This window comes from Serratia sp. B501, from assembly GCF_051172315.1.
Classification (GTDB): domain Bacteria; phylum Pseudomonadota; class Gammaproteobacteria; order Enterobacterales; family Enterobacteriaceae; genus Serratia; species Serratia ureilytica.
Genome location: NZ_JBPIZB010000001.1, coordinates 551,547 through 564,585, shown reverse-complemented (window position 1 = coordinate 564,585; position 13,039 = coordinate 551,547). Strand labels below are relative to the sequence as shown.

The 13,039-nt window shown below is 63.0% G+C and carries 15 protein-coding genes; 9 read left to right on the top strand and 6 right to left on the bottom strand.

The features are described 5' to 3' along the window. Positions 1 to 66: 66 nt before the first annotated feature. On the top strand, positions 67 to 816 hold the full coding sequence (gene ydfG, locus ACSBQV_RS02950; RefSeq protein ID WP_033642989.1) for a bifunctional NADP-dependent 3-hydroxy acid dehydrogenase/3-hydroxypropionate dehydrogenase YdfG: 750 nt from the start codon (positions 67 to 69) through the stop codon (positions 814 to 816). A gap of 36 nt (positions 817 to 852) precedes the next feature. Here ydfG and ACSBQV_RS02945 read toward each other — a convergent pair whose 3' ends face one another. Then, complete coding sequence (locus ACSBQV_RS02945; RefSeq protein WP_004938563.1) at positions 853 to 1,179, bottom strand: YnfA family protein; 327 nt, start codon at positions 1,177 to 1,179, stop codon at positions 853 to 855. Between the two features lie 148 nt (positions 1,180 to 1,327). Between ACSBQV_RS02945 and ACSBQV_RS02940 the strand changes: the two genes are divergently transcribed. Both ACSBQV_RS02940 and ACSBQV_RS02935 read left to right on the top strand, forming a co-directional pair. Beyond that, positions 1,328 to 1,696 carry a DUF1283 family protein gene (locus ACSBQV_RS02940; RefSeq protein ID WP_033633135.1) on the top strand — a complete coding sequence of 123 codons (369 nt, stop codon included), beginning with the start codon at positions 1,328 to 1,330 and terminating at the stop codon, positions 1,694 to 1,696. A gap of 89 nt (positions 1,697 to 1,785) precedes the next feature. Next, positions 1,786 to 2,085: a DUF1161 domain-containing protein gene (locus ACSBQV_RS02935; protein WP_033642988.1), complete on the top strand. Its 300-nt coding sequence runs from the start codon at positions 1,786 to 1,788 to the stop codon at positions 2,083 to 2,085. Between the two features lie 51 nt (positions 2,086 to 2,136). On the opposite strand, the gene ACSBQV_RS02930 is transcribed toward ACSBQV_RS02935, so the two are convergent. Continuing rightward, the gene (locus ACSBQV_RS02930) at positions 2,137 to 3,624 is read right to left on the bottom strand and encodes an MDR family MFS transporter (RefSeq protein WP_099782927.1); all 1,488 of its coding nucleotides are present in this window, start codon (positions 3,622 to 3,624) and stop codon (positions 2,137 to 2,139) included. 509 nt (positions 3,625 to 4,133) lie between these two features. On the opposite strand from ACSBQV_RS02930, the gene ACSBQV_RS02925 reads away from it, so the two are divergent. From ACSBQV_RS02925 to clcB, 5 genes are all read left to right on the top strand, one after another. After that, positions 4,134 to 4,850, top strand: coding sequence for an ABC transporter permease (locus tag ACSBQV_RS02925; RefSeq protein WP_033642986.1), 717 nt, complete (start codon positions 4,134 to 4,136; stop codon positions 4,848 to 4,850). A 64-nt stretch (positions 4,851 to 4,914) separates the two neighbouring features. Beyond that, positions 4,915 to 5,772 (top strand): glycine betaine ABC transporter substrate-binding protein, encoded by an 858-nt coding sequence (locus ACSBQV_RS02920; RefSeq protein ID WP_227711513.1) that lies wholly within the window; start codon positions 4,915 to 4,917, stop codon positions 5,770 to 5,772. Between the two features lie 9 nt (positions 5,773 to 5,781). Continuing rightward, on the top strand, positions 5,782 to 6,432 hold the full coding sequence (gene osmW / locus ACSBQV_RS02915; protein ID WP_015377782.1) for an osmoprotectant ABC transporter permease OsmW: 651 nt from the start codon (positions 5,782 to 5,784) through the stop codon (positions 6,430 to 6,432). Then, the gene (osmV, locus tag ACSBQV_RS02910; RefSeq protein ID WP_033642984.1) at positions 6,429 to 7,568 is read left to right on the top strand and encodes an osmoprotectant ABC transporter ATP-binding protein OsmV; all 1,140 of its coding nucleotides are present in this window, start codon (positions 6,429 to 6,431) and stop codon (positions 7,566 to 7,568) included. The genes osmW and osmV overlap by 4 nt, the downstream gene beginning before the upstream one ends. A 125-nt stretch (positions 7,569 to 7,693) precedes the next feature. After that, complete coding sequence (clcB, locus tag ACSBQV_RS02905; RefSeq protein ID WP_089191702.1) at positions 7,694 to 8,995, top strand: voltage-gated ClC-type chloride channel ClcB; 1,302 nt, start codon at positions 7,694 to 7,696, stop codon at positions 8,993 to 8,995. On the opposite strand, the gene ACSBQV_RS02900 is transcribed toward clcB, so the two are convergent. Further along, entirely contained in the window at positions 8,992 to 9,384 is a 393-nt protein-coding gene (locus ACSBQV_RS02900) for a helix-turn-helix domain-containing protein (RefSeq protein WP_099782925.1), read from the bottom strand. The genes clcB and ACSBQV_RS02900 overlap by 4 nt on opposite strands. Before the next feature lie 69 nt (positions 9,385 to 9,453). Between ACSBQV_RS02900 and ACSBQV_RS02895 the strand changes: the two genes are divergently transcribed. Then, positions 9,454 to 9,948 carry a DUF2938 family protein gene (locus ACSBQV_RS02895; RefSeq protein WP_099782923.1) on the top strand — a complete coding sequence of 165 codons (495 nt, stop codon included), beginning with the start codon at positions 9,454 to 9,456 and terminating at the stop codon, positions 9,946 to 9,948. Between the two features lie 5 nt (positions 9,949 to 9,953). Here the strand turns inward: ACSBQV_RS02895 and bioD are convergent, their stop codons facing one another. The 3 genes from bioD to ACSBQV_RS02880 all read right to left on the bottom strand — a co-directional run bounded on the left by bioD (position 9,954) and on the right by ACSBQV_RS02880 (position 13,031). Beyond that, the gene (bioD, locus tag ACSBQV_RS02890; protein WP_033642979.1) at positions 9,954 to 10,619 is read right to left on the bottom strand and encodes a dethiobiotin synthase; all 666 of its coding nucleotides are present in this window, start codon (positions 10,617 to 10,619) and stop codon (positions 9,954 to 9,956) included. Positions 10,620 to 10,763: 144 nt separating this feature from the next. Further along, positions 10,764 to 11,981, bottom strand: coding sequence for a sugar metabolism global transcriptional regulator Mlc (mlc, locus tag ACSBQV_RS02885; protein WP_033642978.1), 1,218 nt, complete (start codon positions 11,979 to 11,981; stop codon positions 10,764 to 10,766). A 159-nt stretch (positions 11,982 to 12,140) separates the two neighbouring features. Continuing rightward, the gene (locus tag ACSBQV_RS02880; RefSeq protein WP_099782921.1) at positions 12,141 to 13,031 is read right to left on the bottom strand and encodes a LysR substrate-binding domain-containing protein; all 891 of its coding nucleotides are present in this window, start codon (positions 13,029 to 13,031) and stop codon (positions 12,141 to 12,143) included. Between the last annotated feature and the right edge of the window lie 8 nt (positions 13,032 to 13,039).

Below are 13,039 nucleotides of genomic sequence, written 5' to 3'. Positions count from 1 at the left end.
CCACTGCCTGCGGGTTTGTGCTAATGATAGAAGCATGTAGGGTAAAAACAGTTGAGGAACAGCAACATGATTATATTTGTTACCGGCGCCACCTCCGGTTTCGGCGAGGCGATCGCACGCCGTTTTATCCGTGAAGGCCACCAGGTGATCGCCGCCGGGCGCCGCCTTGAGCGTCTTGAAGCGCTGCAGGAAGAATTGGGGGAAGCGTTGCACATCGTGCGGCTCGACGTGCGCAACCGCGCCGCCATTCAGCAGGTGATAGAAGCGCTGCCGGCCGAGCTGCGCCAGATCGACGTGCTGGTGAACAACGCCGGGCTGGCGCTGGGGCTGGAGCCGGCGCACAAGGCCAACGCCGATGACTGGGAAACCATGATCGACACCAACGCCAAAGGGCTGGTGAACATGACCCGCGCGCTGCTGCCCGCCATGGTCGAGCGCAACGTCGGCCACGTGATCAACATCGGTTCCACCGCCGCCAACTGGCCCTATGCCGGCGGCAACGTGTACGGCGCCACCAAGGCGTTCGTCAAGCAGTTCAGCCTGGGCCTGCGCGCCGATCTGCACGGCACGCGCATCCGCGTGACCGATATCGAGCCGGGCCTGGTGGGCGGCACCGAATTCTCCAACGTGCGCTTCAAGGGCGATGACGGCAAGGTCAATAAAACCTACGAAGGCGCCGATGCGCTGACGCCGGAAGACATCGCCGAGTCGGTATTCTGGGTCGCCACGTTGCCGGCGCGCGTCAACATCAACACGCTGGAAATGATGCCGGTCAGCCAGTCCTTCGCCGGGCTGAACATCCACCGCGGCGCCTGAGCCCTGTCGGCGGGAGGCGACTCCCGCCGTGTTTCCTCAGGCCGCGCGCCAGCCGGAAACGATAATCAGCATGCCCGCCAGCGCCACCCCGGCGCCGACCCAATCCAGCGCAGACAGCTTCACGCCGTCCACCACTCGCAGCCACAGCAGCGCCGTCGCCACATACACGCCGCCATAGGCCGCGTAGACCCGCCCGCTGGCCGCAGGATGCAGCGTCAACAGCCAGACGAACAGCATCAGGCTCAAGGCCGCCGGCAGCAGCAGCCAGGCGCTGCCCTGCTTCTTGAGCCACAGGTAAGGCAGGAAACAGCCGATAATTTCAGCGAGGGCGGTGGCGAAAAACAACAGCGTAGTTTTTAACATCGGTCGCAGTTTTCTCTCGATAAAGTAAACGAATCGGCGCTTGGCTGGTGAATTCCAGGAGCGCGGTGGTATATTTGTCACCACGCCTGCGGGCGAGGTAACGCCAGTGCCGCCTTCATCAGGCGCACTCACTCATAAGGATGAAACGATGAAAACATTTTCGACCCAACGACTGCTGCGCGGGATGCTGCCGGTCGCCATGCTGGCCGTAATGGGCGCCTGGCAGGCGCCGGCGCTGGCTGCCACCTGCACTCAGGGCAGTACCTGCGTCACCGTCGATGGCAAAGGCAGCGGCGCGATGAGCACCGAAGAAGCGCGCCAGAGCAAAGAGCAGTGGAATGATACCAAATCCCTGCGCCACAAGGTTAACACCCGCGTCGAGAAAGAATTCGACAAGATCGATCGCGCGGCGGATGACGAAGATCGCTGCAACGACAGCAACAACGTCAACGCCTACTGGGAGCCGGACACCCGTAAATGTCTGGATCGCCAGACCGGGCGTCGGATTAATCCTTAATCCGCCTGCGGCGGGCGGGCAAGCGTGAAACCCGGCCGCCGTTGCTGCTATCCTGTTACAGGAAGTCCATTGTCTAAAAGGATGACGTGATGAAAAAAACGCTGATATTAACCGCTGTGTTGCTGGCCGGCGCGCCGATAGCGGCCCTGGCCTCCTGCGAAAGCGTGAAAGCGGACATTTCGCAAAAAATCGTCAATAACGGCGTACCGGAGTCCGGCTTCAAACTGGAGATCGTGCCAAACGATCAGGCCGATCAAGCGGGCGGCCAGGTGGTCGGCCACTGCGAAAACGACACCCAGAAGATCGTCTACACCCGCCTGAACAACGGCGACGATCGCGGTGATGCGGCGCAGACCGGCACCAGCCAGGATACCTCCAACACGCAGTAAGCCGCACCGACTACCAGGGCGCTCTGCAGCAGCGCCCGCTCCTTCTCTTCCTTACGCCTGTTCCGCCTCTTCCTCTTCGCCCTGCGGCCGACAACGCGCCGGGATCAGCATCGCCGCCGCCAGCGCCAGCAACGACACCAGCGCCGAAACCAGAAACACCCAATGCAGCGAAGCCGCCACTTGCTGGGTCAGCTGCGCCAACGCCTCGCTCGCCATGCTCTGGCGCACCGCCGGTTCCATCAGCCGCTGCACAGGATCGTCAATCTCCGGCAACCGCCACTGCAGGTTGAGATTCAGCGTCGCGCCCAAAATCGCGGTGCCGATGGCCGAGCCCACCATGCGGGTAAACACCGTACAGGCGGTGGCGATGCCGCGAATGCTGTAATGTGCCGCGTTCTGCACCGAAACCAGAAACGTGGTATTGCACAGCCCCATGCCGGCGCCGACCATAAACGCCGCCACCCGGCCCCACAGCAAGCCGCCCTCCGGCTGCAGCAGCAGCAAGATCAGACCGCCCGCCACCAACAACAGCGCGCCCAGCAGCGCCGTGGCGCGGTACGAGGTCATCAGCATCAAGCGGCCGCTCAGCGTGCTGGCCAGCGGCCACCCGATCGACATCAGGGCCAGCGTGGTGCCCGCCTCCAGCGGCGAGCCCCCCATCACGCCCTGAATGAAGGTCGGCAGAAAGGCGCTGATGCCCATCATCGCCGCGCCGATCACCAACCCGCCGATGTTGCCGGCGACGATCACCCGGCTTTGCCACAGCGCCAACGGGAACAGCGGTTCGACCGCGCGCCGCTCCTGGCGGACAAGCAGCGCCAGCGCCGCCGCCGCCAGCGCAAACAGCGGCACCACCCACCAGCCCAGGCTTTCCATCTGCAACAGCGCCAACAGCAGCGCCGAAACGAACAGCGTCAGCCAGGCGGTACCGGCCAGATCCAGCGCGTGCTGGCGCAATGGCTGATGCGCCGGCAGATAGCGCCAGAGGAAGAACATCGCCAACAGGCCGATCGGCAGGTTGACCCAGAACACCAACGCCCACGGCAAATGCTGCACGATAAACGCCCCCAACAGCGGGCCGATGATCGCCGACACGCCCCACACGCTCGACAGGTATCCCATCACCTTCGGCCGTTCGGTGGCGCTGTAGATATCGCCGATGATGGTGGAGGCGATCGGCATGATGGCGCCGGCGCCCAGCCCCTGCAGCAGACGAAAGCCGATCAGCCAATACATGTCGGGGGCGAAACCGCACAGTACCGATCCCAACAGGAACAGCGTGGCGCCGAAGAAGAACACCCGTTTGCGGCCGTAGAGATCCGCCAGTCGCCCGTAGATGGGAATGGTGATCGCCTGCGACAGCAAATAGACCGCGAACACCCAGCCCAGCAGCGAGAAACCGCCGAGATCGCCGATGATGGTCGGCATGGCGGTGGCGACGATGGTGGCTTCGATCGCCGACATGAACATCGCCAGCATGCAGGCGATCAGAATCAGCGGGCGGTGAGCGATGGGTGCGGGTGAAACGTTATTTGTCATGGCGTTATGCAGGTTTCCTGGCGTTTTTGTTTTCCCTGAGTATATCAGCAAGCGCCTGCACCGAGTCTATCCGCCCTCACATCCCGTCTTCGCCGACGGCGGATCGCACCATTTGGACTCATTGTTACGGCGTAACGTTATGCGGCGGATTTTTTTCACTTTCCCCCCATCCCAGCGCTGACGCGGGCTGAGACGCCGATCGGCGCAAACTCAATCACCTGATTTTGTTCATAAAACTTGGCACGGTCAACGACAGGGTGCTATACCTTCCCTAGCCGGAGTCGTTGGGCTTCGTGCTTTCTCGGGTTTAAATATCAGTATCTTATGCTGATTAACTCACGTATTGAGCCTACGTTCAGCACGCTGTGCCGAACGCACCCTTCGCTCAATGTCGCTAACCTCATGCGAAACGCCCGTTTTGTACCGCCACGCCCGCCGGGCCGTGGGTAACAATCAGAGCGGAATGCGCCGTCTCGTCGGCCGCTCCGCGCAACGGAGGACGCAACATCATGCACAAGTCAGCGCCATACCGGCGCCTGCTCCTCGGGAGCCTGTTGTTTATCGCCGTCATCGCACTGCTGGTTTACGGCATCGGTTGGGACACCCTCAAGTCGCGCCGGGAAGATTTGATCTACCTCGGCCAGCAACACATGTTCCTGGTGGCCTGCTCCATGCTGCTATCGCTGCTGGTCGGCATTCCCAGCGGTATCTTGCTGAGCCGCCCTTTCGCCCGCCGCTGGGCGGAACACGTGATGCAAATCTTCAACGTCGGCAACACCCTGCCGCCGCTGGCGGTGCTGGCGCTGGCGATGGTGATCATCGGCATCGGCGATCGGCCGGCGGTGGTGGCGCTGTTCCTCGCCTCGCTGCTGCCCATCGTGCGCAATACCTATGCCGGCCTGCGTTCGGTGCCGCCGGCGCTGGTCGAGGCCGCCAACGGTATTGGCATGACCGCCGGGCAGCGGCTGCGCCAGGTCGAACTCCCTAACGCGCTGCCAGTGATCTTCGCCGGGATACGCATCGCGATGGCGATTAACGTCGGCACCGCGCCGCTGGCGTTTTTAATCGGCGCCAGCAGCTACGGCGAGCTGATTTTCCCCGGCATCTACCTGAACGACTTCCCGACGCTGATCCTCGGCGCCGCCGCCACCGCGCTGATCGCCCTGCTGCTCGATCTGGCGCTGGCCGGTCTCGGCCGCCGGCTCAGCCCGCACACCGCATCCTGATGGGAGAAACGCGATGACTCGATGGTTACAACGCCTCCGCCACGCGCTGCTGTTCTCCTTGCTGATGACCGGCGCGGCCGCCTGGGCCGCCCCGCTGACGCTGGCGAGCAAGAACTTTACCGAACAGCGCATTCTGTCGGCGATCACCGTGCAATACCTGCGGGCCAAAGGTTTTCAGGTCGAACCCAAGACCAACCTGGCCACGGTGATCACCCGCAACGCCATGATCAACAAGCAGATCGACATGACCTGGGAATACACCGGCACCTCGCTGATCATCTTTAACCACATCAATAAGCGCATGACGCCGCAGGAAACCTACGACACGGTGAAAAAGCTCGACGCCAAACTCGGCCTGGTGTGGCTGCAGCCGGCGGACATGAACAACACCTACGCCTTCGCCATGCAGCGCCGGCGCGCGGAAAAAGAGCAGATCCGCACGATGTCGCAGCTGGTGGCCAAAGTGGAACAGGTGCGTAAAACGGACCCTAAACACAACTGGCTACTGGGGCTGGATCTGGAGTTCGCCGGCCGCTCGGACGGCCTGAAGCCGATGCAGGCGCTGTACGACATGCCGCTCGATCGCCCGCAAATCCGCCAAATGGACCCCGGCCTGGTCTACAACGCCATTCGCGACGGCTTCGTCGATGCCGGGCTGGTGTACACCACCGATGGCCGGGTGAAAGGCTTCGATCTGCAGGTGCTGGAAGACGACAAGGGCTATTTCCCGAGCTACGCGGTCACGCCGGTAGTGCGCGCCGACGTATTGCAAAACACGCCGGGGCTGGAAGAGGCGCTGAACACGCTGTCGAAACAGTTCAATAACCAGGTGATCACCGAGCTGAACGCTAAGGTGGATATCGACTATCAGACGCCGCAACAGGTCGCCGACGCGTTTCTCAAGCAGCGCGGCCTGATTTAAGGAGGCATGATGAATACCTTACTCTACGCCTGGCAAAACTGGGCCTATATCGCCGGGTTGACGCTGGAACACCTGCTGCTGGTCGGCGTCGCCGTGGGTCTGGCGATCCTGATCGGCGTGCCGCTTGGCGTGCTGATCGTCCGCCACAAATGGCTGGCGACGCCGGTGCTGAGCCTGGCCACGCTGGTGCTGACCGTGCCCTCCATCGCCCTGTTCGGGCTGATGATCCCGCTGTTTTCATTGATTGGCCACGGCATCGGCTACGTGCCGGCGATCACCGCGGTGTTCCTCTACTCTCTGCTGCCGATCGTGCGCAATACCCACACCGCGCTCGACAATCTGCCCGGCGGGCTGCGCGAAGCCGGCCGCGGCATCGGCATGACCTTCTGGCAACGGCTGCGCTGGGTGGAAATCCCGGTGGCGCTGCCGGTCATTTTCGGCGGCATCCGCACCGCCGTGGTGATGAATATCGGCGTGATGGCGATCGCCGCGGTGATCGGCGCCGGCGGCCTCGGCCTGCTGCTGCTCAACGGCATCAGCAGCAGTGACATTCGCCAGTTGATTACCGGCGCCGTGATGATCAGCCTGCTGGCGATCGTCCTCGATTGGTTATTGCACCGCTTGCAAATTGCGCTAACGCCCAAGGGGATCCGCTCATGATTAAATTGGAAAATCTGACCAAACAGTTCATGCAAAAGAACGGCACGCCGTTCAACGCCGTCGACAACATCAATCTGGACGTGCCGGAAGGCGAAATCTGCGTGCTACTCGGCCCTTCCGGCTGCGGCAAAACCACCACGCTGAAGATGATCAACCGCCTGATCGAACCCACCGGCGGCACCATTCTGATCAACGGCGAAGACACCAGCGCGCTGGATACCGTCAGCCTGCGCCGTAAAATCGGCTACGTCATCCAACAGATCGGTCTGTTCCCCAACATGACCATCGAGGAAAACATCACCGTGGTGCCGCGCATGCTGGGCTGGGACAAAAAACGCTGCCACGCCCGCGCCGAAGAGCTGATGAGCATGGTGGCGCTGGATCCCAAGCGCTTTTTGCACCGCTACCCGAAAGAGATGTCGGGCGGGCAGCAACAGCGCATCGGCGTGATCCGCGCGCTGGCGGCCGATCCGCCGGTGCTGCTGATGGATGAACCCTTCGGCGCGGTGGATCCGATCAACCGCGAAACCATCCAGAACGAGTTTCTCGACATGCAGCGCCAGCTGAAAAAGACCGTGATGCTGGTCAGCCACGACATCGACGAAGCGCTGAAGCTCGGCGATCGCATTGCGGTGTTCCGCCAGGGCAAAATCGTGCAGAACGCCAGCGCCGATGAGCTGCTGGCGCGGCCGGCGAACGAGTTCGTCGCCTCCTTTGTCGGCCAGGATCGCACGCTGAAGCGCCTGCTGCTGGTGCAGGCCGGTGACGTGGCAGGCCAACAAGAGACGGTGACGGTGCGCCGGGAAACGCCGCTGGTGGAGGCGTTCGGGCTGATGGACGATATCGACGCCCGTTCGGTTACGGTAGTGGACGCCGACGGCAAGCCGCTGGGCTACGTCAAACGCCGTGAGGCGCGCGGCGCGCCGGGGGTGTGCGCCGACAGCCTGCACCGTTTCCGCGTCACCGCCCGCGCGGAAGAGAACCTGCGCGTGGTGCTGTCGAAGCTGTACGAACACAACACTTCCTGGATGCCGATCGTCGATGAAGACGGACGCTACAGCGGCGAAATCTCGCAGGATTATATCGCCGACTACCTCAGTTCCGGCCGCACGCGCCGGGTGTTGACGCCGCAATAACCCACGCCGGGGCGCTCGCCGCCCCGCCCATGCCGCAGTTTGCTAAAGATTCACTGGTCATCGGCCGGAGCGCCAAGCACAATGCGCTGATGACCCTTTGATTTTTCTCACGACGCCGCCCACGCATGAAAAGATTGGTCCACCTGCACCACTATCGCGCCCTGCTGCGCAGCCTGCTTATCGCCGTGTTTATCGGCGTCGCCGCCGCCCTGGCGGTGTGGCTGTTTCACCGTTCGATGATTGGCCTCGAGTGGCTGCTGCTCGGCAATGCCGACGGCAGCCTGGTGGCCGCCGCCGCCGCGCTGCCCGGCTGGCGACGCGCGCTGACGCCCGCGCTGGGCGGTCTGGCGGCGGGCCTGCTGCTGTACATTCACCAGCGCTACCGCCACCAGCGCCCGGCGGCGCCCACCGACTATATGGAAGCGATTGAGACCGGCAACGGCAAGCTGGATACCGGCGCCAGCCTGGTGAAGTGTCTGGCGTCGCTGCTGGTGGTGTCGAGCGGCAGCGCCATCGGCCGCGAAGGCGCGATGATCCTGCTGGCGGCGCTGGTGGGATCGCTCTTCGCCCAGCGCTTTACGCACGAGAAAGAATGGAAACTGTGGGTGGCCTGCGCCGCCGCCGCCGGGATGGCCAGCGCCTACCATGCGCCGTTGGCGGGCAGCCTGTTTATCGCCGAGATCCTGTTCGGCACCCTGATGCTGGCCTCGCTCGGCCCGGTGGTGATCGCCGCAGTGAGCGCCCTGCTGATGACCAACCTGCTCAACGGCGGCCAGGCGCCGCTCTACCTGGTGACGCCGCTCGCCGCCCCCTTGCCGACGCAATACCTGCTGATGGCGCTGGTCGGTGTGGTGGCCGGCGCCGGCGGGCCGCTGTTTTTGTGGTTGATGACCGCCAGCGGCCGCGCCTTCCGATCGCTGCGCCTGAAGCCGCCGTTGCAGCTGGCGTTGGGCGGCCTGATCGTCGGGCTGCTTTCGCTGCTGTTTCCGCAGGTGTGGGGCAATGGCTACAGCGTGGTGCAGGCGCTGCTGATCGCGCCGCCGGGGGTGTTGCTGCTGGGCGCGATCCTGGTGTGTAAACTGTTGGCGATCCTCGCCAGCAGCGGCTCGGGCGCGCCCGGCGGGGTCTTCACCCCGACGCTGTTCGTCGGCGCCGCGCTCGGATCGATAATCGGTCAGCTGTTCGGCCTGTGGCCGGGCATGGATGCGGCGGTGCCGCTGCTGCTGGCGCTGACCGGCATGGCCACCCTGCTTGCCGCCACCACCCATGCGCCGATCATGGCGGCGCTGATGGTGTTTGAAATGACCGGCGAATACGCGCTGCTGCCCGGCATTCTGCTCGCCTGCGTGATCGCCACCACCGTATCGCGCGGCCTGCGGCCGATCTCGGTGTACCACACGGCGCCGCTGCCCAAACGCGAGGCTTAGAACTCACCCTGCAGCAATATTTTCCTGAACTGCGGGCACTGCAGGTGCTCGGGTTCAGGGCAATCGACCATGTGCCGCAGCCCGTCGCGCACCTGCATCAGGCGCTGGATATGGCGATCCAACTCATCCGCCCGCGCCGCCAGCAACACGCGATCGAGCGCGATTTTGCCCCGTTCGTCAAACAAGGCGCTCATCTCATCCAACGTAAAACCGGCCAGGCGCGCGAGGGCGATCAACCGCAGTTGATCGAGCACCCCGGCGGCGTATTGACGGCGCAAACCGTGGCGGCCTATCGACGCGATCAGCCCCTTTTTCTCGTAATGCCGCAGCGCAGAAGGCGCGACTCCGCTCAGGCGCGCCACCGCGCCGATATCCAGCTCTTTTGCCATTGACTTGAAGCCGACTTTAAGTTGCACACTGTGCGCACCTTATCACGTCACTGAGCCAGGGACACCCCTATGACCCCCGATTTGTTATTGCGCATTCTGTTAACCGGCGCCGGCGCCACCCTCTGCATGGATTTGTGGGCGTTGCTGCTGAAGCGGCGCTTCGGCATCCCTTCCCTCGATTACGCGCTGGTGGGCCGCTGGTTTCTCGGCATGTTCGACGGCCGCTGGTTTCACGCCACCATCGTCACGGCGCCGCCGCGCCAGGGGGAGAGAGCAATCGGTTGGATATTGCATTACGCCATCGGCTTGGCGTTCGCCTTTATCCCGCTCGGTTTGGCGGGCATCGAGTGGTATGCGGCGCCGGAACCGCGCATCGCGCTGTTGAGCGGCTGGCTGAGCCTGGCGGCGCCGTTTCTGGTGATGCAGCCCGCGCTGGGCTTTGGCGTGGCGGCGGCGAAAACCGCCAATCCGCGCAGAGCGCGGCTCCTCTGCCTGCTCACCCACACGGTGTATGGGCTGGGCCTGCTGATCGCCGCCCGGTTGTTGGCGACGTTCTGCGCCTGAATGGGCTACAGCAACGTGGAAATATCGAGGTAATGCGCCAGTTCGCGCTGCTCCGCGCGCGGCAGATACGGAATTTCACCCAGCAGCGGCGCGGAAATGCGCTGCTGCAGCGCCGTGATGGTTTCGGCATAGTGTGCCAACCCCGGATTGATGCGGTTGGCCACCCAGCCCAGCAGCGGCAGGCCGTCGTTGATGATCGACTGCGCGGTCAGCAGCGCGTGGCTGACGCAGCCCAGCTTGATGCCCACCACCAATACCACCGGCAGCTGCTCCTGCACCACCCATTCGGCGTACGGCCGCAGATCGTTCATCAGCACGCGCCAGCCGCCGCTGCCCTCCACCACCACCGTATCGGCTTTGGCGGACAGATCGCGCAGGCCGCTGCTCATCAGGCCGTAGTTGATGTCCTCGGTGGCATGCGCATGAAACACCTCATCCAGACAGGTGATGGGATTGATCTCCTCATAGCACAGCGGCAAGGTGGAAGATGCCTGCAACACCAAAGCGTCTTTATTGCGGATGCCCTCGCTGGTTTCCTGGCAGCGCGCGGCGATCGGCTTGTAGCCCGCGACCGAGCGGCCATCGGCGGCCAGCGCCTGCATCAACCCGCGGGAAACCACGGTTTTACCGACGTCGGTATCCGTGCCTGTCACAAATAAACGCTTCAACATGAATAAAATGCCCCAGAATGCCCCGTTAACAATGTATCGCCGCACCGGCGGCGAAGAAGTCTTGCGGAAAAATTCTAGGGGATGCCGCCACGTAGGGGCTTGAGGTAGCTCAATCTTTTGCAGGATTAATAAGAAGTTCTGATGTTAGCCTTGCAGCAGCTGCACCAGCAATGAACCATTGTACAGCGCCTCTTTCACCAGCGCCGCGCCGGGCATGGTGCCCTGATTGAAGAACTGCGTGGATTCAACCTTGACCTGCTCGCTGTAGGCCGGCAGCGCCTGCTGGCGAATGCAGGAGGCGATGGCCGGGTGCAGGATCTCCGCCGCGCGGTTGAGCGGCGAACCCACCAGGATCTTCTCCGGATTGAACAGGTTGACCATGATAGCCAGAATGCGCCCCACGCTGTGGCCAACGCCGAGGATGATGTCCCGCGCCAGTTGATCGCCCGCCAGCGCGGCGTCGCACAGCGATTCAACGGTCAGCGGCGCGCCGTGCAGGCTGGAACTCATCGAGCCGCTCAGCCGCTGCTGGGCGATCTCCAGCATGTTCTCGATGCTGGCCACGGTCTCGAGGCAGCCGTGGTTGCCGCAGTAGCAGCGTTTGCCGTAAGGATCGACCTGGGTGTGGCCGATCTCCACCACGCTGTGGCTGCCGGCATGCAGCACGTGGCCGCCGGTGATCACGCCGGCGCCGACGTTGTGGTCGATCACCACCTGAATCACGTTCTGGCTGCCGCGCGAAGCGCCGTACAACGCCTCGGCCATGGTCCAGGCGCTGATGTCGTGTTGCAAATAGACGGGCAGACCGGTCCGGGTTTCCAGCGCCGGGCCGAGCGGCATCTCCAGCACGTCGTAAAACGGCATGCGGTGCACCACGCCGGACTGCACGTCGATAATGCCCGGCAGCGTAATGGCGATCGCCGTCAACCGTTCCAGCTTGCTTTGGTGGCGAATAAAAAATTGATCGACTTCGGTCAGGATGCGTTTCAGCAGCGGTTCGGGATCTTCGGCCGCCAGCGGCAGCAGCTCTTCCACCACCAGTTTGCTGCTCAGATCGCGCAGCGCCAGCGTGATGCTGCCACGGCTGATGCGGGCGGACAGGTAGTGCCAGGCCTCGGTGTCCAGCACCAGCCCTACCGCCGGGCGGCCCCGGCTGCCAATTTCCTGGTACTCGGTTTCCTTGACCAGATGGGCTTCCAGCAGTTCGCGCACGATCTTGGTGATGCTGGCGGGCGCCAGCTGTGCGCGTTTTGACAGTTCGATGCGCGAAATCGGGCCCAGTTGATCGATTAGCCGATAAACCGCCCCCGCATTGGTCTGTTTGATTTGATCAATATGCCCAGGCTGCCCAACCGCAATCACAAACCGGCTCCTACTATTTTTCGCGCTTCTAAATAAAGACTAGGGGTTATGGTGGGGCTTTTGTCATACAGCGTCAACTATTTGATTCGTTATGTGATTTGCTGCACAAATTCCTCGCAATTTCAGCGCGAATTGATTTTTATTTGCCCAATCTCAACGTCATTTCAGCATCAACGCCATCAGCGCCTGCGCCGCGGCGGTCAGCGGCCGTCGGCGGTGATGCACCAGCCACACTTCGGTCGTGGCGTCCGGCTCCACCAGCGGCAAATAACGCACGCCGTCCACCCGCACCCGGGCGAAAGACGCCGGCAGAATCGAGACCCCCAATCCGGCAGAGACCAAACCGATGATGGTCATCGCTTCCCCCACTTCCTGAGTGATATACGGGGTAATGCCGGCCTTGCCGAGCAGCAGCAGAATTTCGTCATACAGCGCCGTGCCCACTTCGCGCGAGAAGAACACGAACGGCTCCTGCGCCAGGTGTTGAAAACGCAGCGCGCCGCCGGGCGTTTCCGCCAGCGGATGCCCCTCCGGCACCACCGCCACCAGCGGTTCGCGCAGCAGCAGCTGATAGTGCAGCGCTTCCGGCAGCCGCGTGTTGCGCATCACCCCCAGATCCAGCTCACCGTTCAGCAGCGGTTCGATCTGCTGTTTGGTGTTGATTTCGCGCATCTTGATGTGCACCTGCGGAGAATGCTGACGGAAAGCGCGCAGGCTGCGCGCCACCACGCCGATAAACGGTGCGGAAGAGGTAAAGCCGATGGTCATTTCCCCCAGTTCGCCGCGATCCAGGCGCGCCGCCTTTTCCGCCGCGCGGCCGACCTGATCGAGCACCTGATAGGCTTCTTTGAGGAACATCTCCCCGGCCTGCGTCAAGCTGACGTTGCGGTTGTTGCGCGCCAGCAGCCGCGCGCCAACCATGTCCTCCAGCGCCTGGATTTGCTGGCTGAGCGGCGGCTGGGAGATACGCAGCCGCTCCGCGGCGCGGCCAAAATGCAGCTCTTCCGCCACGGCGATAAAGTAACGCAGGTGTCTCAACTCGATATTCATATTTAAAA

Coding starts and splice junctions, on each gene's coding strand:
- ydfG (WP_033642989.1), top strand. CDS start 67: ATGATTATATTTGTTACCGGCGCCACCTCCGGTTTCGGCGAGGCGATC.
- ACSBQV_RS02945 (WP_004938563.1), bottom strand. CDS start 1,179: ATGTTAAAAACTACGCTGTTGTTTTTCGCCACCGCCCTCGCTGAAATT.
- ACSBQV_RS02940 (WP_033633135.1), top strand. CDS start 1,328: ATGAAAACATTTTCGACCCAACGACTGCTGCGCGGGATGCTGCCGGTC.
- ACSBQV_RS02935 (WP_033642988.1), top strand. CDS start 1,786: ATGAAAAAAACGCTGATATTAACCGCTGTGTTGCTGGCCGGCGCGCCG.
- ACSBQV_RS02930 (WP_099782927.1), bottom strand. CDS start 3,624: ATGACAAATAACGTTTCACCCGCACCCATCGCTCACCGCCCGCTGATT.
- ACSBQV_RS02925 (WP_033642986.1), top strand. CDS start 4,134: ATGCACAAGTCAGCGCCATACCGGCGCCTGCTCCTCGGGAGCCTGTTG.
- ACSBQV_RS02920 (WP_227711513.1), top strand. CDS start 4,915: ATGACCGGCGCGGCCGCCTGGGCCGCCCCGCTGACGCTGGCGAGCAAG.
- osmW (WP_015377782.1), top strand. CDS start 5,782: ATGAATACCTTACTCTACGCCTGGCAAAACTGGGCCTATATCGCCGGG.
- osmV (WP_033642984.1), top strand. CDS start 6,429: ATGATTAAATTGGAAAATCTGACCAAACAGTTCATGCAAAAGAACGGC.
- clcB (WP_089191702.1), top strand. CDS start 7,694: ATGAAAAGATTGGTCCACCTGCACCACTATCGCGCCCTGCTGCGCAGC.
- ACSBQV_RS02900 (WP_099782925.1), bottom strand. CDS start 9,384: ATGGCAAAAGAGCTGGATATCGGCGCGGTGGCGCGCCTGAGCGGAGTC.
- ACSBQV_RS02895 (WP_099782923.1), top strand. CDS start 9,454: ATGACCCCCGATTTGTTATTGCGCATTCTGTTAACCGGCGCCGGCGCC.
- bioD (WP_033642979.1), bottom strand. CDS start 10,619: ATGTTGAAGCGTTTATTTGTGACAGGCACGGATACCGACGTCGGTAAA.
- ACSBQV_RS02880 (WP_099782921.1), bottom strand. CDS start 13,031: ATGAATATCGAGTTGAGACACCTGCGTTACTTTATCGCCGTGGCGGAA.